The 24,436-nt window shown below is 60.7% G+C and carries 24 protein-coding genes and 1 tRNA gene; 15 read left to right on the forward strand and 10 right to left on the reverse strand.

Annotated elements, in window-relative coordinates; genetic code table 11:
• From KY495_RS05345 to trpC, 3 genes are read left to right on the forward strand one after another with little or no spacing between them, the layout of a single operon-like run.
• Nucleotides 1–564, forward strand: coding sequence for an aminodeoxychorismate/anthranilate synthase component II (locus KY495_RS05345; protein ID WP_219882698.1), 564 nt, complete (start codon nucleotides 1–3; stop codon nucleotides 562–564).
• A gap of 12 nt (nucleotides 565–576) precedes the next feature.
• Nucleotides 577–1,611: an anthranilate phosphoribosyltransferase gene (trpD, locus tag KY495_RS05350; protein ID WP_219882699.1), complete on the forward strand. Its 1,035-nt coding sequence runs from the start codon at nucleotides 577–579 to the stop codon at nucleotides 1,609–1,611.
• Between the two features lie 8 nt (nucleotides 1,612–1,619).
• Nucleotides 1,620–2,420: an indole-3-glycerol phosphate synthase TrpC gene (gene trpC, locus KY495_RS05355; protein WP_219882700.1), complete on the forward strand. Its 801-nt coding sequence runs from the start codon at nucleotides 1,620–1,622 to the stop codon at nucleotides 2,418–2,420.
• Between the two features lie 3 nt (nucleotides 2,421–2,423).
• Here trpC and KY495_RS05360 read toward each other — a convergent pair whose 3' ends face one another.
• Genes KY495_RS05360 through KY495_RS05370 form a run of 3 tightly spaced genes read right to left on the reverse strand, consistent with a single transcriptional unit; the run spans nucleotide 2,424 to nucleotide 6,242 of the window.
• The gene (locus tag KY495_RS05360; protein WP_219882701.1) at nucleotides 2,424–4,229 is read right to left on the reverse strand and encodes a M61 family metallopeptidase; all 1,806 of its coding nucleotides are present in this window, start codon (nucleotides 4,227–4,229) and stop codon (nucleotides 2,424–2,426) included.
• A gap of 52 nt (nucleotides 4,230–4,281) precedes the next feature.
• Nucleotides 4,282–5,004: a DsbC family protein gene (locus KY495_RS05365; protein ID WP_219882702.1), complete on the reverse strand. Its 723-nt coding sequence runs from the start codon at nucleotides 5,002–5,004 to the stop codon at nucleotides 4,282–4,284.
• 23 nt (nucleotides 5,005–5,027) lie between these two features.
• Nucleotides 5,028–6,242: an FAD-dependent monooxygenase gene (locus KY495_RS05370; protein ID WP_219882703.1), complete on the reverse strand. Its 1,215-nt coding sequence runs from the start codon at nucleotides 6,240–6,242 to the stop codon at nucleotides 5,028–5,030.
• A gap of 118 nt (nucleotides 6,243–6,360) precedes the next feature.
• Here KY495_RS05370 and KY495_RS05375 point away from each other — a divergent pair.
• Nucleotides 6,361–6,436: transfer RNA gene (locus tag KY495_RS05375), tRNA-Phe, on the forward strand.
• 392 nt (nucleotides 6,437–6,828) lie between these two features.
• On the opposite strand, the gene KY495_RS05380 is transcribed toward KY495_RS05375, so the two are convergent.
• Nucleotides 6,829–7,989: a low temperature requirement protein A gene (locus tag KY495_RS05380; protein ID WP_219882704.1), complete on the reverse strand. Its 1,161-nt coding sequence runs from the start codon at nucleotides 7,987–7,989 to the stop codon at nucleotides 6,829–6,831.
• A 143-nt stretch (nucleotides 7,990–8,132) separates the two neighbouring features.
• Nucleotides 8,133–9,116, reverse strand: a complete 984-nt coding sequence (locus tag KY495_RS05385; RefSeq protein WP_307728244.1) for an LLM class oxidoreductase — start codon at nucleotides 9,114–9,116, stop codon at nucleotides 8,133–8,135.
• A gap of 557 nt (nucleotides 9,117–9,673) precedes the next feature.
• Here KY495_RS05385 and KY495_RS05390 point away from each other — a divergent pair.
• Nucleotides 9,674–11,380 carry an EAL domain-containing protein gene (locus KY495_RS05390; protein ID WP_229518502.1) on the forward strand — a complete coding sequence of 569 codons (1,707 nt, stop codon included), beginning with the start codon at nucleotides 9,674–9,676 and terminating at the stop codon, nucleotides 11,378–11,380.
• 627 nt (nucleotides 11,381–12,007) lie between these two features.
• Here the strand turns inward: KY495_RS05390 and KY495_RS05395 are convergent.
• The 4 genes from KY495_RS05395 to KY495_RS05410 form a co-directional block, all read right to left on the reverse strand.
• Nucleotides 12,008–12,466, reverse strand: coding sequence for a hypothetical protein (locus KY495_RS05395; protein ID WP_219882705.1), 459 nt, complete (start codon nucleotides 12,464–12,466; stop codon nucleotides 12,008–12,010).
• A gap of 119 nt (nucleotides 12,467–12,585) precedes the next feature.
• Nucleotides 12,586–13,194 carry a DUF4019 domain-containing protein gene (locus KY495_RS05400; protein ID WP_219882706.1) on the reverse strand — a complete coding sequence of 203 codons (609 nt, stop codon included), beginning with the start codon at nucleotides 13,192–13,194 and terminating at the stop codon, nucleotides 12,586–12,588.
• A 423-nt stretch (nucleotides 13,195–13,617) separates the two neighbouring features.
• A complete protein-coding gene (locus KY495_RS05405) occupies nucleotides 13,618–14,934 on the reverse strand; it encodes a sorbosone dehydrogenase family protein (protein WP_219882707.1) in 1,317 nt (438 codons plus the stop codon).
• A complete protein-coding gene (locus KY495_RS05410) occupies nucleotides 14,931–15,359 on the reverse strand; it encodes a DUF2231 domain-containing protein (protein WP_229518503.1) in 429 nt (142 codons plus the stop codon). The genes KY495_RS05405 and KY495_RS05410 overlap by 4 nt, the downstream gene beginning before the upstream one ends.
• A 181-nt stretch (nucleotides 15,360–15,540) precedes the next feature.
• On the opposite strand from KY495_RS05410, the gene KY495_RS05415 reads away from it, so the two are divergent.
• On the forward strand, nucleotides 15,541–16,026 hold the full coding sequence (locus KY495_RS05415; RefSeq protein ID WP_219882708.1) for a DUF2231 domain-containing protein: 486 nt from the start codon (nucleotides 15,541–15,543) through the stop codon (nucleotides 16,024–16,026).
• Nucleotides 16,027–16,032: 6 nt separating this feature from the next.
• On the opposite strand, the gene KY495_RS05420 is transcribed toward KY495_RS05415, so the two are convergent.
• Entirely contained in the window at nucleotides 16,033–16,446 is a 414-nt protein-coding gene (locus tag KY495_RS05420; protein ID WP_219882709.1) for a CopD family protein, read from the reverse strand.
• 140 nt (nucleotides 16,447–16,586) lie between these two features.
• Here KY495_RS05420 and KY495_RS05425 point away from each other — a divergent pair, with 140 nt between their 5' ends.
• From KY495_RS05425 to KY495_RS05465, 9 genes are read left to right on the forward strand one after another with little or no spacing between them, the layout of a single operon-like run.
• Nucleotides 16,587–16,856, forward strand: a complete 270-nt coding sequence (locus KY495_RS05425) for a hypothetical protein (RefSeq protein WP_219882710.1) — start codon at nucleotides 16,587–16,589, stop codon at nucleotides 16,854–16,856.
• Nucleotides 16,857–16,915: 59 nt separating this feature from the next.
• Nucleotides 16,916–17,296: a transposase gene (locus KY495_RS05430; RefSeq protein ID WP_229518289.1), complete on the forward strand. Its 381-nt coding sequence runs from the start codon at nucleotides 16,916–16,918 to the stop codon at nucleotides 17,294–17,296.
• Nucleotides 17,293–17,640: an IS66 family insertion sequence element accessory protein TnpB gene (gene tnpB / locus KY495_RS05435; protein ID WP_119784802.1), complete on the forward strand. Its 348-nt coding sequence runs from the start codon at nucleotides 17,293–17,295 to the stop codon at nucleotides 17,638–17,640. Before KY495_RS05430 ends, tnpB begins: the two co-directional genes overlap by 4 nt.
• A 29-nt stretch (nucleotides 17,641–17,669) precedes the next feature.
• Nucleotides 17,670–19,241, forward strand: coding sequence for an IS66 family transposase (locus KY495_RS05440; RefSeq protein WP_219879846.1), 1,572 nt, complete (start codon nucleotides 17,670–17,672; stop codon nucleotides 19,239–19,241).
• Nucleotides 19,242–19,292: 51 nt separating this feature from the next.
• Complete coding sequence (locus tag KY495_RS05445; protein ID WP_219879845.1) at nucleotides 19,293–19,892, forward strand: plasmid pRiA4b ORF-3 family protein; 600 nt, start codon at nucleotides 19,293–19,295, stop codon at nucleotides 19,890–19,892.
• A gap of 21 nt (nucleotides 19,893–19,913) precedes the next feature.
• Nucleotides 19,914–20,672 (forward strand): cytochrome c oxidase subunit II, encoded by a 759-nt coding sequence (gene coxB, locus KY495_RS05450; RefSeq protein WP_219882711.1) that lies wholly within the window; start codon nucleotides 19,914–19,916, stop codon nucleotides 20,670–20,672.
• Nucleotides 20,672–23,197: a cytochrome c oxidase subunit I gene (gene ctaD / locus KY495_RS05455; protein WP_219882712.1), complete on the forward strand. Its 2,526-nt coding sequence runs from the start codon at nucleotides 20,672–20,674 to the stop codon at nucleotides 23,195–23,197. The genes coxB and ctaD overlap by 1 nt, the downstream gene beginning before the upstream one ends.
• Nucleotides 23,197–23,556, forward strand: coding sequence for a hypothetical protein (locus tag KY495_RS05460; RefSeq protein WP_219882713.1), 360 nt, complete (start codon nucleotides 23,197–23,199; stop codon nucleotides 23,554–23,556). The genes ctaD and KY495_RS05460 overlap by 1 nt, the downstream gene beginning before the upstream one ends.
• Complete coding sequence (locus tag KY495_RS05465; protein ID WP_219882714.1) at nucleotides 23,544–24,425, forward strand: cytochrome c oxidase assembly protein; 882 nt, start codon at nucleotides 23,544–23,546, stop codon at nucleotides 24,423–24,425. The genes KY495_RS05460 and KY495_RS05465 overlap by 13 nt, the downstream gene beginning before the upstream one ends.
• The last annotated feature ends 11 nt before the right edge of the window (nucleotides 24,426–24,436 follow it).

The following is a 24,436-nucleotide window of genomic DNA, read 5'->3' on the forward strand; positions in this document are numbered from 1 at the left end:
ATGCTGCTGATGATCGATAACTACGACTCGTTCACCTACAACCTGGTGCAGTACTTCGGGGAGCTGGGCGAGGAAGTGCGCACGGTGCGCAACGATGAAATCACGCTCGACGAAATCGCCGCCATGCGGCCGGACCGCATCTGCATTTCGCCCGGCCCCAAGACGCCGGCCGAAGCGGGCATTTCCATCGACATCCTGCAGCAGTTCAAGGGCAAGCTGCCGATCCTGGGCGTATGCCTTGGCCACCAGGCGATGGGCGCCGCATTCGGCGGCAAGGTCATTCGCGCCAAGCAGGTCATGCATGGCAAAACGTCGCTGATCGCCCATACCGGCGTTGGCGTTTTCAAAGGACTTCCCAGCCCGTTTACGGTCATCCGCTACCACTCGCTGGCCATCGAGCGCGCATCGCTCCCGGCCTGCCTGGAAGTGACGGCATGGACCGATGACGGAGAGATCATGGGCGTGCGGCACAAGGAATTCGACATCGAGGGTGTGCAGTTTCATCCCGAATCGATCCTGTCCGAGCATGGCCATGCCCTGCTGAAGAACTTCCTCGAACGCTAACCTGGACCCATCATGCCGATCACCCCACAAGAAGCCCTGCTGCGCTGCATCGAACACCGCGAGATTTTTCACGACGAGATGCTGCACCTGTTCCGCCAGATCATGTCGGGCGAAATGTCCCCCACCATGATCGCCGCGCTCACCCTGGGCCTGCGCGTGAAGAAGGAAACCATCGGCGAAATCGCCGCTGCCGCGCAGGTAATGCGCGAATTCTCCACCAAGGTGCCGATGGCCGACACCACCAATCTGCTCGACATCGTCGGCACCGGCGGCGACGGCGCGCACACCTTCAATATTTCGACAGCCTCGATGTTTGTCGCTGCCGCTGCAGGCGCGCGCGTGGCCAAGCATGGCGGGCGCAGTGTGTCGTCATCGTCCGGCAGCGCCGACGTGCTGGAGTCGCTGGGCGCCAACATCAATCTCAAGCCCGAGCAGATCGCCCAGTCCATTGCGCAGACCGGCATTGGCTTCATGTTCGCGCCCAATCACCACGCCGCGATGAAGCATGCCGCACCGGTGCGCCGCGAACTGGGCGTGCGCACCATTTTCAATATTCTCGGCCCACTGACCAATCCCGCCGGCGCGCCCAACATTCTCATGGGCGTGTTCCACCCGGACCTGGTGGGCATCCAGGTGCGCGTGCTGCAGCGCCTCGGCGCGCAGCATGCGGTGGTGGTGTGGGGCCGTGACAATATGGATGAAGTGTCCCTTGGCGCCGCCACCATGGTCGGTGAACTGGTCAACGGCGAAATCCGCGAGTACGAAATCCATCCTGAAGACTTTGGCCTGCAAATGATCGCCAGCCGTAACCTGAAGGTGGCCGATTCGGTGGAATCGAAAGCCAAGATGATGGAAGCGCTCAGTGGCGAGCCAGGCGCGCCGTTCGACATCGTGGCCCTGAATGCGGGAACCGCCCTGTTTGCCGCCGGCGTGGCCAGCTCGATTGAGGAAGGCTTGAAGAAAGCGCGCGCGGCGATCGAGTCCGGCGCCGCCCGTGCCAAGCTCGATCAGTTCGTCCAGGTCACCCAGCAGCTTGGCGCGTCGTAAGGAACAGCATGTCCGATATTCTCAACAAGATCCTGGCCGTCAAGGCCGACGAAGTCAAGGCGGCCAAAAAGTACCGCGACCTGGCCAGCCTGCGCCGCGAGGTGGAGGCTGACAGCGCCGGGCGCCGCGCCATTCGCGGCTTCGAACAAAGTCTGCGGCGCCAGATCGCGCTCGGCCATGCCGGCGTGATCGCGGAAGTAAAAAAGGCGTCGCCCTCCAAGGGCGTGCTGCGCGAAGACTTCAAGCCCGCCAACATCGCAGAGAGCTATGCGCGCCATGGCGCGGCGTGCCTGTCGGTGCTGACCGATGTACATTTTTTCCAGGGCCACGCGGACTACCTCAAGCAGGCACGCGAGGCCTGCGACATCCCGGTCATCCGCAAGGACTTCATGATCGACATGTACCAGGTCTACGAAGCGCGGGCGATGGGTGCCGACGCGATCTTGCTGATCGTCTCGGCGCTCGATCACGGCCTCATGGCGGAGCTGGAAGCCTGTGCGCTGGAACTGGGACTGGATGTCTTGGTCGAAGTGCACGACGGCGACGAACTGACGGCCGCGCTCAAACTGCGCACGCCGCTGGTAGGCATCAACAACCGCAACCTGCGTACCTTCGATGTATCGTTGCAGACCACCATTGACCTGCTGCCGCGCATTCCGGGAGAGAAGCTGGTGGTGACGGAGTCAGGCATCCTGGCGCCCGATGATGTGAAGCGCATGCGCGACCACGATGTGCATGCATTCCTGGTGGGCGAAGCGTTCATGCGGGCGCCGGATCCCGGAGTGGAACTCCAGCGCCTGTTTAACTGACGTCTATTTGCGCGCGCTCGGGCGGCCGCTGTTACTGCGCTCGTCGGCCACGGTCAGCGTCACCTGAGGAACACGGTCTCCCATGAGCGTGACCTGGAAGGTGTGCAGTTCGTCGCGGCGGAAGGCATGGACCTGCACCGTGTCGCCCACCCGATAGCGGGCCAGCATGCCGTCCAGCCCCGCTGCAGGGACCCGCAGGCCATCCACCGCAATCACGATGTCGCCCGCAGACAGGCCGGCCTGGTGGGCAGCGCCGCCTTCGTGCACCTGCGTGAGCTTGCAGTCGCCGCCATCGCGGCCCACGCCCACATCAAGCGAAGGCTTGGCGTTGCGTCGCTCGTCCACCAGCTTGACGCCAAAAGGCGCATACAGCTTTGCCAGAGGCAGCTCCACCGTGCCGCGCACATAGCGCTCGAACAGGGGCTTGAAGCGCATGCCGCCGATTTCATCGAACAGGGCTTCAACCTCGGCGTCGGTTACGCCACGTCCGCCAGCGGGATAGAAATCGCGGCCAAAGCGGTTCCACAGCGCCAGCATGACGTCGTCGAGCGACTTCTGGCCACCGGTCTTGGCGCGAATGGTCAGGTCGAACACGAGGGCAATCAGTGAACCCTTGCCGTAGTAGCTGACGATGGCGTTGGGCGCGTTCTCGTCCTGGCGATAGTACTTGCCCCAGGCATCGAAGCTCGAATCGGCCACGCTCTGCTTGTTGCGGCCGCTGCCGCGCAGGACGCCGCAGATGGTTTTGCCGAGCAGTTTCAGGTAAGCCGCCTCGGTGATGATCCCGCTGCGCACCAGCATCAGGTCATCGTAATAGCTGGTAAAGCCTTCAAACAACCATAGCAAGGACGTATAGGTTTCATTCTGCAGGTCGTAGGGCGCGAACGCCGCCGGCTTGATGCGCTTGACGTTCCAGGTATGGAAGTACTCGTGGCTGCACAGGCCCAGGAACTTGATGTAGCCTTCGCTGCGTTCCGTCCCCTTTTGCGCGGCGACGGTAGGCAGGTCGGCGCGGGCGCAGATCAAGGCGGTGGAAGCGCGGTGTTCCAGGCCGCCATACCCATCGCCCACGGCCAGCGTGAGGAACACATAGCGGTCCATGGGCGCGCGCCTGGTGCGCGGCTCGAAAAACGCAATCTGCGTTTCACAAATGGCCTTGAGGTCGGCCTGCAGGCGCGCCATGTCCAGGTTGGGCACGCGCCCCGAGATGACAATGTCGTGCGGGACGCCATGCGCCTTGAAGGTGGCAAGGGCAAAGTCACCCATCTCCACCGGGTGGTCGATCAGGTCATCATAATTGGCCGCGATATAGGTGCCAAAGCCGTAGCGTTTGGCGCCCAGCTCAGGCAGCGAGGTGGCCACGCGCCAGCTGCGGGCGGCGGGATCGGCCGGCTGCATGATGTTGACCACGTGCGGCACGTCTTCCTGCCCCAGCACCCGCAGGCACAGGCTGGTGGCGTTATAGAAGCCGTGGGTCTGGTCCAGGTGGGCGGCGCGCACCGACAGGTCCCATGCATAGACGTCGTACACCACCGTCAGGGCACCGGCGACGGGCGCCGCGCGCCAGGAGTGCTTGTCAAGCTTGGTCAGTGCCACCGCGGTGCCATCGGCACTGGCGCGGATCTGCACGATATTGCGCGAAAACTCGCGAATCATGTAGCTGCCGGGAATCCAGGCCGGCAGCGCCAGCACCTGGCCGTCCGCGGCCGGAGTACTGACAACGAGCGTTACCTCGAACAGGTGGCCTGCGAGATCCCTGGGGTTGATGGCGAACTGGATCGCCGGCTGCTTGTTCGGTGTTTTTCTCATGATTCCTCGTAGGGGCCGTCCCTACCCCAGGGACGGCGTCGCTGGCGCGTGCTTATTTGACTGTCTTGAATTTCGCTTCCAGGCCAGCGGTGTCGATGGCGCCGGCAATGCGGGTGCCGTCAGTGAAGAAGATGGCAGGCGTGCCGTTGATGCGGTACTTGCGGCCCAGTTCCGAGATCTGGTCGAGCGGGGTCTTGCAGTCGGCGGGAGCAGCCGCCGGCAGCTTATTGTTAAGCATCCACTCATCCCAGGCCTTGTTGCGGTCGGGCGAACACCAGATATTGCGCGACTTGACGGTGGAATCTTCCGACAGGATGTTGAGCATGTAGGTGTAGACGGTGACGTTGTCGATTTCCTTGAGCGTGGTCTTGCGGAACTGCTTGCAGTAGCCGCAATTCGGGTCTTCGAAAATCGCGATCACGCGCTTGCCATTGCCCTTAACCATCTTGAGGGCGTGCTGGGTGGGCAGGTCGGCGAAATTGATCTTGTTGATCTCGTCCAGGCGCGCCTTGGTCAGGTTTTCCGAGGTGCGCGCGTTGTAGACCTGGCCGACGAAAATGAACTCGCCCTTCTTGTCGGTATAAATAATGTCGCCGCCGGCGCGCACTTCATACAGGCCGGCATATGGCGTGGCCTTGACCGATTCGATCTTGACACCGCCGCCAATGCGCGGCGCCAGCAATTTCTTGATGTTGTCTTCCACCGACGGGGCCGCAGCATTGCAGGAAGCAACGGCACCGGTCAGCGCCAGCAACATCAATTTTCGTTTCAACATGACTTCTCCGGTGAATGCAAACATTATTTGCCCATCGCGTGCGACATCAGCCGACGCTTGAGCATGGGAAATTTATCCAGCAAGTTTAATCCTAAATTACGGGCCATGCGCACCGGCTCCAGGTTGACCGAGAACAAGCGCGCCAGGCCATCGGTGGCCAGCTGCATGAGGAAGATGTCTTCCTGGCGCGACCGCGCGTAGCGGGCCAGCACGCGCTCGTCGCCGATGCTGCGCTGCGCTTCGCGGCCGGCCACGGCAGCAAGCAGGTCGGCCACGTCGGCAAAGCCGAGGTTCATGCCGTGCCCGGCCAGCGGATGCACAACGTGGGCGGCGTCGCCGATGAGGGCGACGGCAGGCGCCACGATGGCGTGCGGACGAATCAGGGACAGGGGAATGGCCTTGACCGACTCCGGCTGCAGCGGGCGCAGCGGGCCGAGCTGGTCTTCGCAGTAGACGGCCAGGCGCACAGCCAATTCGCCCAGCGATTCGTTCATGATGGTAGCGGCCAGGTCGTCGGGGGCCGACCACACCAGCGACACGCGCTGGCCTGGCAGGGGCAGCAGCGCGATGATGCCCTCTTCGCCGGTAAACCACTGGAAGGCAGCGCCGTGATGCGGCTTTTCGCACGAAAAATTGGTGACGATGGCGCGCTGGTGGTAGGAGCGGTAGTCAATGCCGATATCGCACTGGCCGCGCACCCAGGACTGGCCGCCGTCAGCGCCCACCAGCAGCTTGCTACGGATGGCGGGACCGGTGTCCAGATGCACGGTGGCGCCGCTCTCGCTGTTGTCGAGCTTGACGGCGCGGCCACTGACCACGTGCACGTTCTGAGCAAATTTGAGCGCGGCGTCCAGCGCCTGGTTCAGGTTGCGGTCTTCCACGATCCATGCCAGCGCAGCGACGTGGGCACCAAAGGCATCGAAGGCCAGGTCCCCGGGCTGGGCGCCGTCGCCATTGACGACCATGGTATCGACCGGGGCAATGCGCGACTGGTCCAGCGCATCCCATACCTTGAGCGAGGCCAGCAGCGTGTGGGCCGTGTGGTTCAGCGCATAGACCCGTGCATCCCACGTGTCAACCGCATCGGGTGCAGGTGCGGGCGCCGCCGGCGGGACAAGCAGCGTGACGCTGTGGCCGGCGCGGGAAAACCCGAGGGCTGCCGTTTTGGCAATGGCGCCATTGCCGACGATGCAGATATCGCTTTCGGTCAGTGTCGTGGAAGAAGTTGATCTGGTCATGCAAGGCATTATAGCGGCAAGAAACAACGCCGTTTCATACTGAGTTCTGCCATTTTTTAGCCTTTTTGATTACTCGACCTTGCAAAGTCGTTTCGGTCTGTCTATAATCATGCCTCTTGGCCTGGTAGCTCAGTCGGTAGAGCAGAGGATTGAAAATCCTTGTGTCGGTGGTTCGATTCCGCCCCGGGCCACCAAGAACATCGTTCACGCAACGCCAACCATCACTGGTTGGCGTTTTTGTTTTTGGATTCGTAGCCCTCGTATCCGGTCTATTGCCGGCCGGCCCGCAGTCACCACTACTCAGCAAGGGTGCGCTCGACGCGGCGACGCAGTCGTCATCGCTGGCAGCACTGCTAACGCGACAGCGATCGTTAGCTTCGGCATACGTACTGCAGCTGTGACTAAAAAACCCAGGATTTGTGTACTCCTGCAAATGAGCGCTGTAACGCAATTTCAAATGCTAACAGCATGCTCCCCGTGTCAGGGGCCGCGACGCAGGCGATGGCCGAGCAAGAGCGGCAGCAGCCTTGGCCGAGGATGAATCGAAACGGCCGCTGCGTTCTCCATGTGCACCTCATTGTGTCGCTCATGGCTGGTCGCCTGCGATCGCCCTGTTGCGCAGATGGTCGTGACGCTCAGGAGGGACGTTCTGATACCTGAAGCTGAGGAAAGCATAACAAATCATGGTAGCGGTCAGACCAAGCAGCATGTAATCGGTTCTGGGCAATAGCAGGGCAAACCCGGTCAACACGAAGACGACCAGGGTGTTGACGACCAGGTGAGTTCGCAGCTCAGGGCGCTCCATGAAATAGGCGTACTGTTTGCCAATGAAAAAGCAGACCGCGCCGATCACCGACAGTACCCGGAAATCGGACAGCACGATGTCGTCCAGGATCGCGTGCCGGATCAGGCTGGCCAGGATCGACAGGCCGATGAAGACGAACAAGTGCGAGTACACGATCGAATGGCCGGTCGTGAGCTTCTGTTCCGACAGCAGGTGAAAACTGTCGAAGTAGACCCACCAGATGCTCGATATCATCACGAAGCCGGTGGCGGCGGTCAGCAGCCTCTCCACAGTCCAGTTGATGTCGGCCAGTCCGACGGACAGGCTGATAATCGACTCTCCCAGCATGATGATCGTCAGCAGTCCCATACGCTCGATCAGGTGTTCGGTATGCGCCGGGATGACCTTGAGCGGGCGCGGCAAAAAGAAGATGAACGCTACCAGGCCGAACGTTATTCCAAGGTAAAACACGCCATAGCGCTGCGGCGCCGGGAACAGGATCGCAGCAAGGCTGATGGTGGCGCCAGCGAGGATCACCCAGCCAGCTGTCGTCGTGAGTTTCACGCTTTCCTTGTGCCGCTGTTTCGACACGAAATACATCATGGCGATGATGTATTTCGCAGCGGCGTAGCAGACGACGATGACCTCGAAGCTGGGCACGAATCGTTCGCCAATCAAGCCCGAGATGATAATCAGCAGGAACATGATGAACAGGGTTGCCAGCCGATGCTTCCGGTCATCCTCGTCGAAGCGATTGGCATACATCGTGTGGCTGGCCCAGATCCACCACAAAGGTATGAAAATCAGCACGAATTTCCAGAACTGGAGTGGGTCAAGGTGACCCTCGTGCGTGTGGCTCAAGGCATGCGTTACGTCACCGATCGTTACCACAAAAACCAGGTCGAAAAACAACTCGAGCCAGGTCGCATGCCGATTGGGATCGAAATATTTTGTATTCTGCATATTGTTTGGTTGTCGAAGGACCGGACGAAGTTGCCATGAAAAAGGTTGTGTGTAGCCGGCGCGCCGCACGAAACGGCGAATCAGCGGAACTTTCTAGCCATGCCCGGGCATTGTTGCAAAGCCGCCCCGCCCTCGTTTTAATCTCAGGGCGCGGATGCCGCCAGCTGCGGCAGTATTTCCTTGCCGATCTCTTCGAGCACGTCGCCGGCACTGCGCGCGCTGTACTTGAAGTTAAGGATGACGTGATTGACCCCGATCGAGCGTAGCGCCTCGAGAAAGCGCAGGACGAAATGGCGGCCGCCGCGAAAGCCCAGGTGGATCGGCGTGGGCGCCGCGTCAGGATCGCCGCTCAGATCGACATAGAACGATTGCACGAAGGGCTTGAAGACGCCGGGTGCCGCAGCCTCCACCGCGGCGCGCCAGTGCGCCACGACCTCGGCCTGGCGCTGGAGTCCGCGCGGGTAGGTAATCCACCCATCCGCATTTTTCGCGATCCATTCCAGCGGCTGGCCGCTGTGACCGGTAACGAGCATCGGCACGGGGGTGATCGGCTTGGGCACGAGATCCGCAGTCCCGGCCAGCGTGGCGTGGGACGACTCGATTGTCGGGAACTCCTCGGCGAGGACGGTGCGCACGACGCGCAGGTTGTCACGGAACAGCACGGAACGCTGTTCAAAGTCGACGCCGAAGGCCGGGAACTCGACTGGCCGGTCGCCGGAGGCAATGCCGAGGACCAGGCGGTTGCCGGACAGCCGGTCGACCGATGCCACGCCCTTAGCCGTATGCAAGGGGTGGCGCAGGGTCAGGACCAGGGCGCCAGTGGCCAGCGCGATCTCGCTGGTCTGCGCCGCGATCCAGCCGAGATAGACCCACGGATCGTAGACCTGGCCCACGTCGCCGAAGCTGGGGTCGCGCAGCGGAACGTCGCGGCACCAGAGCGCGGCGTATCCAAGCTCTTCGGCGCGGCGGGCCAGGCGTTCCTGGCCGAGCATCGTCGGCTGGTCGCCCGGGAAAGCCTCGATCGGGAAGAACACGCCGAGTGTCAGCCGATCCGCCGAAAACATTCGCCGAAAGCCTTTGGAATCGCCGGGCTTGGCCGTCCGGTTCGGTGTCAACATGTTTCCCATGATCTCACCCCGCGCTAATTCATTTGAGGATATTCCCATTCCGCTGCCAGTGCAAACATTCTGGACCGAACGGCAGCACGATTGCCCTACCGGGCAGTAAGCAATTCGCTCGCTTCGCCACCGGGTCGCTACCACAGAAATCAGGTCGAAGAACAACTCGAGCCAGGTGGCATGGCGATGGGATTCGAAATATTTTGTGGTGTGCATTTCGCCTGACAAGTAATGCTGACGCAACCATCGCCAGTGGGTGTTACCTCATAAGAAAGCATTTGGCTTGTGGACCTTCCCGGGCCGCTGCGCGCGGACCGTGTCATCGTGCGTCGCCAGTTGCACCGACACTAGCAGCTTATCCACTGTAACCGGCAACGAGCGCACCCGCTTGCTCGGCCCGGATGGTGCGCCTGTGACAATGGTCGAATATGGCGGCGGGCGTAAACAGCATCGGCGCTCGGGTGCGCCAATGTTCATCGCTGCGGGGGAATGCGACTAGAATGGGGGGAACCCACCGTTTGCACGCAATCGGTGCCTGCGGGCCGATGTGAAGGGAAAGGTAAAAGATGAAGCATCAGACTGATTCTCGACCTCCCCGCCCGACGGATGCTGGCGCCGGACAGCCGATTCCGGCTCACCTTGGCGACATGCTCGACAGCTTGAGCGACGGCTTCATGTCCATGGACAGATCGTGGCGCTTCACCTATCTCAACCATACAGCTGAACGGTACTTGCAGCAGAAGCGGGAAAACCTGCTGGGACGCGAAATATGGCAGTGTTTCCCGGGATTGGCAGACTCCGACTACTCTCGCGTTTATCGGCAAACGGCGGCAACCGGATGCCCAGGCCAGCATACTGGCTATTACGCTCCGCTCAGCACCTGGTTTGAAGTGCGCTCATTTGCTCACGACGACGGTATCACGGTGCTCTTTCGCGACGTTTCACGCGAACGCGAGCACGAAGCGCAGCTGGAATTTGAAGCCAGTCACGACTACCTGACCGGATTGGCCAACAGACGCAAGTGCATGGAAGTGCTGTCACACGCGGTGGCCGAGGCTAATTCCTCTGGCTTTACGGATGGCGCGTCCCTGGCGGTACTATTTGTCGACCTCGACCATTTCAAGGAAGTCAATGACGCCTGCGGCCATGCGGTCGGCGATCGGCTGCTGCGCGAATTTGTGAAAAGGCTGCTCGCAATACTCGAACCCACTATTTTCGCCGCGCGCGTAGGGGGTGATGAGTTTGTTCTCTTGTTACGCAATACGACCGAAAGCGCAGCAGAAGGGTTCGCGCACGCCGTGCTCAGGGGGTTCGCCACGCCATTCGATAAATGCGGAAGATACGTCTCCCTGTCCGCCAGCATTGGCATCGCGCTGCTGAGAGAAACAGCGGAATCAGCCGAGTTGCTGCTCAGTCAGGCCGACACGGCCATGTACGCAGCGAAGTCAGCTGGTCGGGGTCAGGTGCGCACGTATGACGAAGCGCTGGACCGGGGCATGCGTGACCGCCTCGCCTTGCGCATGGATCTTGCTGAGGCGTTTGCCGCGAACCAGTTCGAATTGCATTTCCAGCCCCAGATAGCACTCGCGGACGCTTCCGCGGTCGGTGCCGAGGCACTACTTCGCTGGCGTCATCCCGAACGAGGCTGGCTCACGCCGTACGCATTCCTGGATGTGTTACTTCAGTCACCCTACGAAGAAACCCTCGTCGACTGGCTGCTCAATTCAGTCTGCCAGCACATCGGCGCATGGCGCCGCCGCGGGGTGCCCATACCGAAGATCAGCCTCAATTTGTCGGCCCGACAACTTCTGGGTGTGGGACTTGTCGATAAAATTCTGCGTATCGCGAGGGCGCATGGAGTCTCCCCTGCAATGCTCGGCATTGAAGTCACGGAGGACTCCCTGCTTAACGATATCGACAAGGCAGCGTCAGTTCTTGCCGCGCTGAAGCAAGCTGGCATCTCCACATCGCTGGACGACTTCGGCTGTGGATACTCCAGTCTAGGCTACCTGGTCCGATTGCCTATCGACACGCTGAAGATCGACAAGTCGTTTGTCCAGGCGCTGGTCGATTCAGATAAGGCACCGGCGGTCATCCGGGGCATTGTCGCTCTCGCCCGCTCGCTGGGCATGACCACGGTCGCGGAAGGCGTAGAGAGCGAGCCGCAGGCCGCAGAACTGAAGGACGGCGGATGCGATGTCATTCAGGGTTATCTAATCAGCCGCCCACTTGCAGCGGATGCCTTTGCGGAATTCATGCTACGCCTGGAATGACGCCAGCCTGAAATTACGCGACCTGTCCTATGCTCGGCCAGGTTAATTGCACTTCACGCCATCGCAAGGCGGCGGTGAGATCGTTATAGAACACACGATACTCCCCTTCGCCGAACTGGCCGAAGGCGATCCGCGCCAAATAACGCAAGTCCCTGGACGAAGCGCCGGGTCCGGTAGCGCCCCTTGTTATCCTGCCGCTGCGTCATCGTTACGAACCCTCGCTGGCCAGGGCGCGCCCAACCACGTCGCCCCAATTTGGCAAACACCCGTTCGCGCCCTGGCGCGGCCGCCTTCACCGCCGACAGCCCGAGCAGTTCGTTGCGATGGATGCGCTCGACGCATGCCTGGGAGCGCCCCATGTCAAGCATACCCGCCGCGACAGCGCCGGCGAGCAGCAGGACGGGCAAAGGGAGGCTGGCCGTGAAGGGACCTCGGCGCAGCGCATGACAACCTTGGCATCAGTCAAGTGCTGCCGGTGGCGGACATCAAACGCATACATCGCCAACAGCCGCATCAGGGATCCGTCGATTCGTCATGCAATCATGCCGCCTGAATTCAACGCGCGTCAAACAGGGCGCCATGGAAACCCGGAACGAACTAGCGCAGTGTCTTGCCAGCGACAAAGTTTCAGGGGCTGGTGTAGCAGTTGTATATGTTCTGCAGTCGCACCCACCCCGGCGCGTGGGTCCAGTCCCCCGGATTCCAGGCAAACGAATGGGTGAGGAACTGCATCGATACGTCGGTGAACCAGCCCTGGGATCGACCGACCTTGGCCGACCAGCAGTCGGCGGCATTCTCGTCCGAGCCAAGTACATGATGGGCACATTCGTGGCCGTAAATGAAATACTGAACGGGCACCGGAAGTTGGTAAAAGGAGTGATCGATCCAGATCGTCGCTGGCTGGTTGTAGCTCGCTGGGGTTGCCCGCGCCACGTCCCCGACATTGGCAGTGACAACTGTCCACACCGCACCGCATCCTGCCGGCGTACCGGCAACCCGGAACGATCCCGGAGGAAACGTCTGGGCCGCAGCGACATTTTGAAACAACATCAAACCAATGAGCAGAGGTATTTTCTTACGTCCCATGATCATTCCCCGGTGAACTGCAATGAACCACGGCGCACCCACGCGCCGTAGGCGAGAGCGACAACAATATGAGCTAAAAGCGTATGCGAATAACTGCTGGAATCAAGTCGGATGGAGGGTCAACTGCACGCCGGTGGTCGGCACGGCATCAGATTGTGAAACAGGACCCGCCATTCATTGCGCTCGGCCCGCACTGTGACGGCTTCCACATAGCGGCCTCCATGCTCGAAATCGGTCAGATAAGTCGTGGTATTGAATGCGCCTCGGGTCTGGTCTGGCAACTGCCTGCTTGCCGCCGTCCCGTAGAACACGCGCTTCAGTAGTCGCCCTTGAGGAGCCCGTTGGGCTTCGAAGACCTTGTTGAAGACGTCGGCAGAGATACGCTGTTTGGCATCGTTCGACAGCGCGGAATACGCCTCGGCATACCGATGCCCATCGATCAGCGCAAGATGCGCCATGATGACCGGTTCCGGGCTTTGTGGGGGAAACTGAACGTCATCCGGCTTGCCTGGCGACTGCAGATAAACATAGGCGCCGATGCCGGTGGCGGAGATCAGGAACGTCAACGAGACAATGAGTGTGATGACCCGGTAGGCGTGCGTCGGACCGAGCTTGGGGAAGATATTGCGCCTGACGATGTCGCGAAAGATGAGAACAAATACGCCCAGCGCGAGTCCACCGATGCCGGCGACCTGCCCTACTGTTTGGAGAACTTCATTGCTGCCCATCCTGTATCCCCGACAAATGTAGAGATCCAATGCACGCCATGTCGCCGCTCATCATCAATGTACGACTGAACTGAGCAGATGTCAAATTGGTTAGCATTGCTGGCAACACTGAGTTGCGATTTGAGAGTGGCACAGCGAATCGAGGTTCGGCCCGATCCCTCCCAGGCGCACCGACGCTCGCCAACCGGCCGGTCGCTAGCAGGTCCATTGTGCGGATGTCACAGATTGCGGCCATGATGATTCTCAAGGAGCAAAACGCGGGCCACCAGGAACAAGACAAAAGCCACCCTCGGGTGGCTTTTGTGTTTGGCATAGGCCAGGGCCTAAATACAAATACTGGACGGTTGCCAGCGTATCACCCAGGCGTGGCCGGCAACCATGGGGCTATGCGCGTGGCATCGCGCGCAGTAGCAGCCGCTTTTTCTACAAGACGGGGGTCACGCGCCAAATGACATTGGCGAGATCGTCAGCCACAATCAAGGCGCCGCGTGGATCGACTGTCACGCCAACGGGGCGACCGCGGGTCTTGCCATCGGCATCGCGAAAGCCCGTGACAAAATCCACTGGCGGACCGCCAGGACGTCCACCGCGAAAGGGGACAAATACCACCTTGTAGCCGACAGGATTGTCCCGATTCCAGCTGCCGTGTTCGCCAATGAACACGCCGTCTGCGTACCGTGCACCCATTGCCGGATCCGAGAAGTCAAGCCCCAGCGCAGCAACGTGCGAGCCGAGCGCATAGTCAGGCTTGATTGCTGCCGCGACTTTTTGTGGATCCTGCGGCCGCACCCGATCATCGACATTCTGCCCCCAATAGCTGTAGGGCCAGCCATAGAACGCACCTTCCTTGACCGTCGTGAGATAGTCAGGCACCAGGTTCGGCCCGATTTCGTCGCGTTCGTTCACCACTGCCCACAATTGACCCGTTCCCGGCTGGATCGTGAGTGCCGTAGGATTGCGCAAGCCGGTAGCGTAGTTGCGGCGCGCGCCTGTTTCGGCATTGATTTCCCAAATCATCGCGCGATCAATTTCGGCCGTCATGCCGCGCTCGGTGATATTGCTGTTGGAGCCAATGCCGACGTAAAGGAAGCGCCCGTCCGCACTTGCCGCCAGCGCCTTGGTCCAGTGATGGTTGATCTCTGACGGCAGATCGGTAACCTTGACCGGCGGTGCGCTTGCCGTGGTGGCGCCCTCCTGGTAGTCAAAGCGTACCAGTGCATCCTGGTTAGCCACGTAGAGCTTGTTGCCCACCAGCGCCAGCCCGTAGGGCGCGTTGAGTTTGTCGGCGTACACTGTGCGGGTTTCGTACACACCGTCGCCATTCCCGTCCCGCAACAGAGTCAAGCGGTTGCCACTCTCAACGGACGTGGTGCCCTTGGACTTGATATACCCGGCGATCAGATCCTTTGGCTTGAGCGGTTTGGCATTGCCGCCCTTGCCTTCGGCAACGAGAATATCGCCATTGGGAAGCACCAGGGTCTGACGTGGAATTTTCAGGTTGGTGGCGATGGCCGAGATGGTGTAGCCCTCTGGCACCGTCGGCAGTTGATTCCCCCACGGGGTTGGCTCGGCAATTTTCATGGAAGGCAGCAACCCCCGTTCCGGTGCGGGCAGGGTCGGCTCGGCGCCGTACTGATCCACATTCTCGGCGCGCTCGCCACAGGCATTGAGCAATACTGCAAAAATAAGCGTTGGCACAAGGCAGGCGCCGGCGCCGCCATGGATGGTGTGCTGTTTCATCGTGCACCTCCCACGCCAAACTTGGCGAAGCCGACCCAGGTTGCTGCACAAGCCAACAGGACCGCGATCACGGAAAGCACAAGGCCCATCGGCATGGCTGCCCAGGCATCCTTTGCATGCGTGAGTGAATTGAAGAAGCCAACCAGCCATGTGGCAAGCAGCAGCAGTGTGAAAACAAAAAACGTGGTGCCACGGCGATCGGCGCGAACCAGCTCAATGGCGGCCCACAGCAGCGCCAGGCCGCTAAAGACCAGGCCACCGACGATCAGCCACGAAGCAAAATTGCTCCACTGTATGTGATAGCTTGATGAGTAAGCGAGGTCGCTCAGCAAGCCTCCCAGAAAGAGTGGGAATGCCCCACCGAGCAATAGCGCATGCACTGGGTGAAGCCCCCGTCCAGGTGGACGAATGTGGCTGGTAGTCAAATTGTTCTCCTAATACAGGCTGGGCCCGCGATCAGTTAAGCATGCAATTTATTACACACTTAGGAGTGTTACACAGCAGGCGGTCAGATTCAATTGAACGCGGCGGATTCGGGACGATTTCACGATTGACAACTAGTACCCACCCTGCTCTAATTTGCATATCACCCCACTGCGTCATTCCATGACAATCAAAAGCCCGCTGCTCAAACCAGCGCCCGACAGCACGCACAGTGCGTTTTCCATCGCAGGCCATCCGATTCACGCGATGCTGATCTCGTTCCCGGTGGCTTTTACACTGGGCGGGCTGGCCAGTGACCTGGCGTACTGGTGGTCGGGCGATGTGTTCTGGTCGCGCGTGTCGGTCTGGATGATAGGTGCCTCGTTCATCATGGGTGGCCTGGCGGGCCTGGCCGGTACGATCGATTTCATGATGGTGCACAAGATCCGGCGCCACGTGGCGAGCTGGAACCACTTCATTGCCGCAGTCATGCTGATCTCGCTGATCGCTGCAAACTGGTGGAGCCGGGTCAATGATCACGAAGCAGCAGTGCTGCCCTGGGGTTTGTTCCTGTCCGGTGTCAGTGCCCTGTCGCTAAGCGTGGTTGGCTGGTTTGGCGGCAAGCTCGTGTTCCATCATCACATCGGCAGCGACCCTGAAGAAATTTAAGTGCATTCAAAATGGCTTTTGAACCACCAGGGCAACTACAGCGGGAATCAGCAGCATCGGCGGCACCAACAGCATGCGATAGAACCAGATCGACTGGGTGGGTTCTTTCCCCTTGAGTTGCTCCATGAGAGTGCCGCAGTAGACGTGGAAGAACACCATGGCCAGCACCAGGGCCAGCTTGACCGGCAGCCAGCCGCCGGTAAACCCGCGCTCGAACAGCATCCAGCTGCCGAAGATGATCGTCAGCAGGCCCGCAGGTGTCATCACGTATGCGTACAGGGTGTGTTGCATCTTGAGCAGACGCTGGTGGTCTTCATCGTCATGCGCAGACGCCTGCTGAGCCAGCAGATAGGGGAAATACAGCAGTGTGCCGGACCACAGCACCAGAAAGGCAATATGCAAGCTAAGCATGAGTGACATAAGCGTTAATCCCTGAGCAGCACCGTAGAGAGGTCGGACAGGCCCAAGCAGCTTGGACGGCGCAGTAGCCTTCCCACTTTTAGCATAGAAACGGTGCCATGTTTGATGATATGTCGTTATTTAGCACAAAGAAGATGTGTATGACAGCAGCCCCGGTGCTGCTGACCGGGTGCGAAGGCATGCAGTCTACCCTGTCGCCGCAAGGACGGGCGGCAGCAGAAATCGCGCATATCAGCTGGGTCATGTTCATCGGCGCCGCCCTGATCTTGCTGGTGGTGATGGCGCTGGCCCTGTATGCACTGTATCGCGACCCGGACAAGCGTATGGCTGTCTCGGCACATCATCTGATTATTGCAGGCGGGGTCGCTTTCCCGGTAAGCGTGACGCCAGCACCGTCTGGACGCAAGTAGGCATGCCCGCCAAAGTAGTTCCCACTACTTTTATGATGGGAACTACTTTGGATACTGAAATGAAGCCGGGAAACCGGAAAGGGCGGCCGAACTATCCGGTCGAGTTCAAGCGGCGCCTTGCCGCTGCGGCGTGCGAAGCCGGGGTGTCGGTTTCGAAGCTTTCGATGGCCAACGGCGTCAACGCCAACATGGTGTTCAAGTGGCGCCGCGAGTATCGCGCAGGTCTCTTTGACAATATACCGGACGCAAGCACAACGTTGCTGCCGGTCGTTATTGCGGATACTCCGTTGATGGTGGCGCCGGCGGTGATCGCCCAAGCGGCGTCGCCTGCCGCCAACCTGAGCACGGTCGAGATCATCTTCGCCGACGCGGTCGTGCGTGTTCACGAGGGCGTCGACGCTGCGCTGCTCAGAACGATCTTCCAGAGTCTGCGACCATGATCGGGCTGCCGGCGGGCACACGTATCTGGATCGCTGCAGGCTTCACGGATATGCGCTGCGGCTTTAACGGCCTGGCGGCCAAGGTGGAGAGTGCGTTGCTGGACGACCCATTCAGCGGCCACGTGTTCGCGTTCCGTGGTCGGCGCGGCAACGTCATCAAGTTGCTGTGGTCCAGTGGCGATGGCCTGTGCATGTTCGCCAAGCGCCTCGAGCATGGCCGCTTCGTCTGGCCGCAAGCAACCGACGGCAAGGTCCATCTGACGCCGGCCCAACTGTCGATGCTCCTCGAAGGCATCAACTGGAAACAGCCCGAACGCACCGCGCCCCTCATGTCGGTGTTGTAAACGTTTAAACATGCGCGTAAACTGCGCGCATGCCTTCCAGCCCTACCTCACTTCCCGACGATATCGAAGCCTTAAAAGCGCTGCTGCTGCAGCGCGACGGCGAAGTGCAACAACTGCGCGATACCGTCACGACGCTGGAGCAGGCCCTCAATGTCCGCTCTCTCGAAATCGAGCAGCTCAAACTCCAGTTGGCAAAGCTCAAGCGAATGCAGTTTGGCCGCAAGTCCGAGAAGCTCGACCGCAAGATCGAACTGCTGGAAACGCGGCTGGAGGATCTCATTGCCGAGGATGGCGCCGGCGAGCAGAAAGCGACATTGCCCGCTGCGCACGCGCGCAAGGTTGCGCGCCAGCCGCTGCCGGTGCATCTACCGCGCGAAGACAATATCATTGAGCCGCCGGACCAGGCCTGCTCCGAATGCGGTGGCAAACTCAAGCCCTTGGGCGAGGATGTATCCGAGCAGCTTGAGCTCATCAATTCGGCCTTCAAGGTAATTCGGCATATACGCCGCAAGAAGGCATGCGCCTGCTGCGATCACATCGTGCAGGCGCCAGCGCCTAGCCGCCCCATCGAACGCGGCATCGCAGGACCAGGCTTGCTGGCGCACATACTCGTCGCCAAGTTCGCCGACCATCTGCCACTGTACCGCCAGTCCGCCATCTACGCACGTGACGGCGTCGAGCTTGATCGTTCCACGATGGCGCGCTGGGTAGGTGCGTGCGGGGCCCTGATGCGCCCCCTGGTCGACGCACTGCAGCGCTACGTGCTCCAGCCCGGCAAGATCCATTCGGATGACACGCCGATGCCTGTGCTTGCGCCGGGGAACGGCCAAACCAAGACAGCACGCCTGTGGGTCTACGTGCGCGACGACAGGCGCTCCGGCTCGACTGCGGCGCCGGCCGCATGGTTCGCCTATACGCCGAATCGCCAAGGCCAGCATCCACAGTCGCACCTGGCCAACTTCACTGGGGTTCTACAGGCCGACGCGTTTCCAGGCTACGATAAAATCTTCGCCGATGGCCGCGTGCGCGAAGCAGCGTGCATGGCGCATGCGCGACGCAAGATCCATGATCTGCATGCGCGCAAGGCGACCGTGACAACGACAGAAGCGTTGCGGCGGATCGGCGAACTGTACGCAATCGAAGAACAGATCCGCGGCCAGCTGCCTGATCATCGACAGCGAATACGGCAAGCACAAGCGCGGCCTTTGCTCGACGACTTTGAAGTATGGTTGCGGGCACGGCTGCTCACACTATCGACCCAGTCCGACACTACGAAAGCCATAAACTACTTGCTCAATCAGTGGCAGGCGCTGGTGTACTACTGCGAAGATGGCTTGGCCGAGATCGACAACAACATCGCCGAGAACGCGTTGAGAACCTGCTGCCTTGGCCGCAAGAACTTCTTGTTCATGGGCGCAGACAGCGGCGGCGAGCGCGCTGCAACGATGTACTCGCTGATCGTCAGCGCCAAGCTCAACGGCATCGATCCGCAGGCTTATCTACGCCATGTGCTGGCCCACATCGCCGACTATCCGGTCAATCGGGTTGAAGATTTGTTGCCGTGGAATCTGGCTGATAAACTGAGCACTGTCAGCGCGTAGTTGTAACGTCACATCCGGTGATGGTAATTGCGCGCATTGAACGAAACTCTCATGGCCAAGAAAAATATCGTCATCACTTTGCGCATCAGCATCGCAGACATCACGCCGCCAATCTGGCGCCGTATCGTCGTCGACGGCGACCTCAGCTTGCGTGCGCTTCATCACATCATCCAGGCCGCGTTTGGCTGGACCGACGCCCATCTTCATGAGTTTCGTGTTGAGGGCCGCACCTACAGCATGCTTGACAACGAGCATGTTCTTGAGGGCAGCTACGACAGCGACGAGGAAATGTTCGATGACCGAAAAGGAAAGCTGAATCGATTGCTGTACACCGGCCAGCGCTTCACCTACCAATACGATTTCGGGGACAGCTGGCAGCATGAAATTCACGTCGAAAAAATTGAGCAACGTCCAGAGCCAATGGGCAGTGCCTATATCATCGATGGCAAGCGCGCATGCCCGCCTGAAGACGTCGGCGGCATCGGCGGCTACGACGACTTCCTCACGACACTGCGGGACGAACCGAAGAGCCAGGAAGCAAAGGACTATTTGAGATGGGTGGGCGGCAGCTTCGACGCAGAGGCCTTCGATCAGCGAATGGCGAACGCGACGCTGCTGCGCATGGCTTGGAATGGCTGGGGCCGGAAGTAAGCGGGCGTCAAGACGGTACTGATGCCACGCTTACCTTTCCCGTCTGTCGCGTTGACTGCGCTGCTGGTCTATGGCGTGTACACCATGGGCTCACTGCGCGCCGATCCTGAGCCGGATTTGACAATCGATGTGACTGCCAGCCAGTGGTGGTGGCAAGCGCAATACCAGCGCGACGTGCCGGCGGCAAGCTTCACCACGGCAAACGAAATCCGCATTCCGGCTGGCCGCAAGGTGCGCCTGAGGCTCCATGCCAAGGACGTGATCCATAGCTTCTGGGTGCCCAACCTGGCCGGCAAGATGGATGTGATCCCGGGCCGCGTCAACAGCCTGGTGATCGAGGCCGACCGCGCCGGCGTATTTCGGGGCCAGTGCGCCGAGTTCTGCGGTGCGCAGCATGCGCGCATGGCCTTCTTTGTCATTGCCCAGCCGCAGGCACAGTTCGATGCCTGGATGGCGCAGCAGCGCGCACCGGCCGTGGCGCCTGCCAGCGAGATCGGCCGGCGCGGCCTGGACATCCTGCGCAGCAATCGCTGCCTGCAATGCCATGCAGTACGCGGGATCAGCGACATCCCCGGTGATCCGCGGCATGGCCCGGACTTGACCCATATTGCGAGCCGCACGCATCTGGCCGGCGGCACGCTGAAGAATAATCGCGACAACCTCAAACGCTTCATCGCCGACAGCCAGGGCGTGAAACCTGGCAATCATATGCCCTCTTTCCCCCAACTGAGCGATGAGGAACTCGAGGCCCTGGCCTCCTACCTGGAGGGCTTGCGCTGATGACCACGCCAATTTCACCTGTTGCACCGGGTCCGGCTTCCCATCTGACACGCCTGCAGGCAATCTGGGCCAACCCGTCAGGGCTTGGCAGGTTCACGGTGGTCAATCACACGACAGTGGGGCTGCGCTTCATCATCACCGGCTTCATCTTCTTCCTGATCGGCGGCATCTTGTCGATGTGGATGCGCAGCCAGCTCACCTTCCCTGGCAACGACCTGCTCGACCACCAGGCGTATGCGCGAGCGTTCACCATGCATGGCACCACCATGATGTTCTTTTTCGCGGTACCCATCATGGAGGGTATCGCGGTCTACCTGCTGCCCAAGATGCTGGGCACACGTGACCTGATCTACCCGCGCCTGTCGGCGTTTGGCTATTGGTGCTATCTCCTGGGCGGCCTGCTGCTGTATTCAAGCTTTCTGTTCGACGCCGTGCCTGACGGCGGCTGGTTCATGTATCTGCCGCTCAGCAGTGCACAGTTTTCGGCGGGCGCCAAGGTCGATTTCTGGTTGCTGGGCGTGACCTTTGCCGAGATTTCGGCCGTGGCAGCCGGCGTGGAACTGATCGTGGCCATCTTGAAAACCCGCACCTCGGGCATGACGATCAATCGCATGCCGCTCTACGCGTGGTACATCCTCGTGATGGCATTCATGATCGTGTTCGGTTTCCCGCCCCTGATCCTGGCATCCATCCTGCTGGAAATAGAACGCGCATTCGGCCTGCCCTTTTATGACACGGCGCTGGGCGGGGACCCCTTGTTGTGGCAGCACCTGTTCTGGATATTTGGCCACCCCGAGGTCTACATCATCTTCCTGCCGGCGGCCGGCCTGGTAACGACCATCCTTCCCACCTTCGCCCGGCGCCCCATGGTGGGCTACAACTGGGTGGTCATGGCCGTGATTGCCACCGGCTTCATCAGTTTCGGCTTGTGGGTGCACCACATGTTCACGGTCGGCATCCCCCTGTTGTCGCTGGCCTTTTTTTCGGCGGCCAGCATGGCCGTTGCCGTTCCCACCGCCATCCAGGTCTTTGCCTGGATTGCCACCCTGTGGAGCGGCCGGCCCGTCATGAGTACGCCCATGCTGTACATTCTTGGGTTCCTGTTCATCTTTGTGCTGGGCGGATTGACCGGCGTCATGCTGGCACTGGTGCCGTTTGACTGGCAGGTACACGATACCCATTTCGTCGTCGCTCACATGCACTACGTTTTGTTTGGCGGGATGATTTTCCCGATGTTTGCCGCCTTCTATTACTGGCTGCCCCTGCTGTCCGGCCGCGAAACATCTCAGCAATTGAGCCGGGTGGCGTTCTGGACCATCTTCATCGGCTTTAACGTCACCTTCCTGCCCATGCACCTGACGGGCCTGCTCGGCATGCCGCGCCGCGTGTACACGTATTTGCCCGAACTCGGTTGGGGCCTGCTCAATTTCATCTCCACCGTCGGTGGTTTCGTCACCGCGATCGGCGTGGCCATCCTGATGGTCGATGTAATCGTGCATTGTTTGTTCGGTAAGCGTGTCAAACCCAATGTCTGGAATGCCGGCACCCTCGAATGGGCGGTGCCGACACCGGTGCCGCCCTACAACTTCGCGTCGCAGCCGCACGTCAACAGCCGCGAGCCGCTGTGGGACAATCCCGCGCTGCCGCGCGAGATCGAAGATGGCCACCATCTGTTGGGCCAAGCCGATGTGAGCCGCCGTGAAATTCTGATGACCAGTATCACGCACGCCACGCCGCAGGCAGTCGTCATCCTGCCTGGCAATACGGTACTCCCGCTCATTGCCGCTGTTCTCACTTCCTTGTTCTTCATTGGCTTCCTGGCCAAGCTTTACTGGCTGGCCGCGTTTGGCGCGGCGGCATCGCTGGGCGCCCTGCTGGTGTGGGCCTGGCAAAGCGGATCCCGCGAGGAGGTCGACGACATCGACGGCGGCGCCGCCGGCCGCCTTCCGGTGCATTACAAGCTTGCCCTCACGCCTGGGTGGTGGGGTACGCTGATCGCCCTGCTGGCCGACGGCACACTGTTCATTTCACTGCTATTTGCCTATTTCTTCCTGTGGACCGTGTCGCCGCAGTGGCCGCCGGCGGGATACCGCGAACTCAGCCTGGGCCTGCCGGGTGCGGCTTTGGCAGCCCTGGCCCTGGGCACCCTGGCGGCCAGCCTGGCGCAAGCGTGCACCCGCGCGGGCCGAAGCGGCAGGACCCAAACGCTTTATGCGGGCGCCGCCGTGTTTGGCGTGCTGTTCATCGTCTTGCAGGTATTGGCACTCCTCGATGGCGTAGTGGGGGCGAAAGAACACGCGTATGGCGCTTTGCTTCACACCATCAGTGGCTTCCAGATCGTGCATGTCGGCATCGCCATCGTCATGGCACTGTTTGCCCTGCTGCGCGTGCGGCACGGTTACCTGCATCCCACCCGGCCGGGCGAAGGCAAGGTGGTATCGCTTTTCTGGCAATACACAATGCTGCAATGGCTGCTCGGCTTCGCCACCATCCATGTGTTTCCCTTGCTGGCAGGGGGGAGCTGATGGGTTCCCCCACCTTGTCGCGACTGCTCACGCTGGTAAGCGCGCCGCTGATCTGGTTCGGGCATTTTGTCGTTTGCTATGCCATCGTTGCCCTTGCATGTGCCTCGCCATTGCGCGAACAACGCATCCTGGGGCTGCATGCCGCGCAATTTGGCGTGGCCCTTGCCACCCTCATTGCCGGTGCGCTCATCTTGCTCATCACCGTCTTGCGGTGGCGCCGGTGGCGCCATCAATCGGGGCCGGATGCGGAAATCAGCCGCTTCTTTGCCGTCAATACCTTGCTGCTGTGCGCGATCTCACTGATGGCCATGCTGTGGGTGGCATTCCCAACATTCATACTGCCACCATGCGCGTCCTGAAGCCGACCTTTCTTTTCCGGTGCGGCGCGCTCGCCCTGCTGCCGGCCCAGGCTTTCGCCCACGGGGGTGAGCACGACAGCTGGTGGACGCTGGACCCCTGGATCATCACGCCGATGTCCCTGCTTGGCTTGCTCTATCTCGGCGGGCTGCTGTGGCTGCGCCGCAGGCAGCACGCCGGCGTTTCCGTGCAGCCCCTGGCGCTGGCGAGCGCGGCAACGGGAGGCCTGACACTGTTCTTTTCGCTGATCTGGCCGCTCGACGCCTTTTCAGAGTCCAGCTTTGCCGCCCACATGGCACAGCATATGCTGCTGATCGCCGTTGCCGGCCCGCTGCTGGCGTTGGCGAGAATCAGCATTCCCATCAATGCGGCGCTCGCCGCCGTATCGCCTGCCGCAGCGGCTGCCCTTTCGCTTCCCCGCAAATGGCTCCGGTTGTTACTGATGCCTTCCCTTGTGTTCACTCTCCATGGCGCCACGATCTGGATCTGGCATTCGCCAGTGCTGTTCGAGCTGGCGCTGCGCGTCGAATGGATTCACACCCTGGAACATCTCAGCTTCCTGATTGCAGGCTATTGGTATTGGACGGTACTGATGCGCCATGGCGAACACGAAGGCAACGCATCGGCATCGCTGTCACTGCTGTCCACGCTGATGCATACCGGCCTGCTCGGCGCCCTGATCACCTTTGCCCCGCATCCCCTGTATTCCCCCTACATCGCGACACAGGGCAGCATCGAACAAGCCCTGCAGGACCAGCAGCTTGCCGGCCTGCTGATGTGGATTCCGGTCGGTGCCGTCTACTTGATCGGCGGCCTGGCGTTTATTGCAGCGTGGCTGCGTAGCGCGGAGAGACGCCCGCAGCACCGCTGAGTCGGCCTCCA

The sequence above is a fragment of the Massilia sp. PAMC28688 genome (assembly GCF_019443445.1).
Taxonomy (GTDB): domain Bacteria; phylum Pseudomonadota; class Gammaproteobacteria; order Burkholderiales; family Burkholderiaceae_D; genus Telluria_A.

What these genes read in the sequence shown, in the direction of transcription:
- KY495_RS05460 (WP_219882713.1), top strand. Translation starts at nt 23,197, where the DNA reads ATGGGTTCCCCCACCTTGTCGCGACTGCTCACGCTGGTAAGCGCGCCG.
- KY495_RS05445 (WP_219879845.1), top strand. Translation starts at nt 19,293, where the DNA reads ATGGCCAAGAAAAATATCGTCATCACTTTGCGCATCAGCATCGCAGAC.
- KY495_RS05405 (WP_219882707.1), bottom strand. Translation starts at nt 14,934, where the DNA reads ATGAAACAGCACACCATCCATGGCGGCGCCGGCGCCTGCCTTGTGCCA.
- KY495_RS05390 (WP_229518502.1), top strand. Translation starts at nt 9,674, where the DNA reads ATGAAGCATCAGACTGATTCTCGACCTCCCCGCCCGACGGATGCTGGC.
- KY495_RS05370 (WP_219882703.1), bottom strand. Translation starts at nt 6,242, where the DNA reads ATGACCAGATCAACTTCTTCCACGACACTGACCGAAAGCGATATCTGC.
- KY495_RS05430 (WP_229518289.1), top strand. Translation starts at nt 16,916, where the DNA reads ATGAAGCCGGGAAACCGGAAAGGGCGGCCGAACTATCCGGTCGAGTTC.
- KY495_RS05365 (WP_219882702.1), bottom strand. Translation starts at nt 5,004, where the DNA reads ATGTTGAAACGAAAATTGATGTTGCTGGCGCTGACCGGTGCCGTTGCT.
- coxB (WP_219882711.1), top strand. Translation starts at nt 19,914, where the DNA reads ATGCCACGCTTACCTTTCCCGTCTGTCGCGTTGACTGCGCTGCTGGTC.
- KY495_RS05440 (WP_219879846.1), top strand. Translation starts at nt 17,670, where the DNA reads ATGCCTTCCAGCCCTACCTCACTTCCCGACGATATCGAAGCCTTAAAA.
- KY495_RS05425 (WP_219882710.1), top strand. Translation starts at nt 16,587, where the DNA reads ATGACAGCAGCCCCGGTGCTGCTGACCGGGTGCGAAGGCATGCAGTCT.
- KY495_RS05360 (WP_219882701.1), bottom strand. Translation starts at nt 4,229, where the DNA reads ATGAGAAAAACACCGAACAAGCAGCCGGCGATCCAGTTCGCCATCAAC.
- trpC (WP_219882700.1), top strand. Translation starts at nt 1,620, where the DNA reads ATGTCCGATATTCTCAACAAGATCCTGGCCGTCAAGGCCGACGAAGTC.
- KY495_RS05420 (WP_219882709.1), bottom strand. Translation starts at nt 16,446, where the DNA reads ATGTCACTCATGCTTAGCTTGCATATTGCCTTTCTGGTGCTGTGGTCC.
- trpD (WP_219882699.1), top strand. Translation starts at nt 577, where the DNA reads ATGCCGATCACCCCACAAGAAGCCCTGCTGCGCTGCATCGAACACCGC.
- KY495_RS05380 (WP_219882704.1), bottom strand. Translation starts at nt 7,989, where the DNA reads ATGCAGAATACAAAATATTTCGATCCCAATCGGCATGCGACCTGGCTC.
- ctaD (WP_219882712.1), top strand. Translation starts at nt 20,672, where the DNA reads ATGACCACGCCAATTTCACCTGTTGCACCGGGTCCGGCTTCCCATCTG.
- KY495_RS05400 (WP_219882706.1), bottom strand. Translation starts at nt 13,194, where the DNA reads ATGGGCAGCAATGAAGTTCTCCAAACAGTAGGGCAGGTCGCCGGCATC.
- KY495_RS05345 (WP_219882698.1), top strand. Translation starts at nt 1, where the DNA reads ATGCTGCTGATGATCGATAACTACGACTCGTTCACCTACAACCTGGTG.
- KY495_RS05395 (WP_219882705.1), bottom strand. Translation starts at nt 12,466, where the DNA reads ATGGGACGTAAGAAAATACCTCTGCTCATTGGTTTGATGTTGTTTCAA.
- KY495_RS05415 (WP_219882708.1), top strand. Translation starts at nt 15,541, where the DNA reads ATGACAATCAAAAGCCCGCTGCTCAAACCAGCGCCCGACAGCACGCAC.
- KY495_RS05465 (WP_219882714.1), top strand. Translation starts at nt 23,544, where the DNA reads ATGCGCGTCCTGAAGCCGACCTTTCTTTTCCGGTGCGGCGCGCTCGCC.
- tnpB (WP_119784802.1), top strand. Translation starts at nt 17,293, where the DNA reads ATGATCGGGCTGCCGGCGGGCACACGTATCTGGATCGCTGCAGGCTTC.
- KY495_RS05385 (WP_307728244.1), bottom strand. Translation starts at nt 9,116, where the DNA reads ATGGGAAACATGTTGACACCGAACCGGACGGCCAAGCCCGGCGATTCC.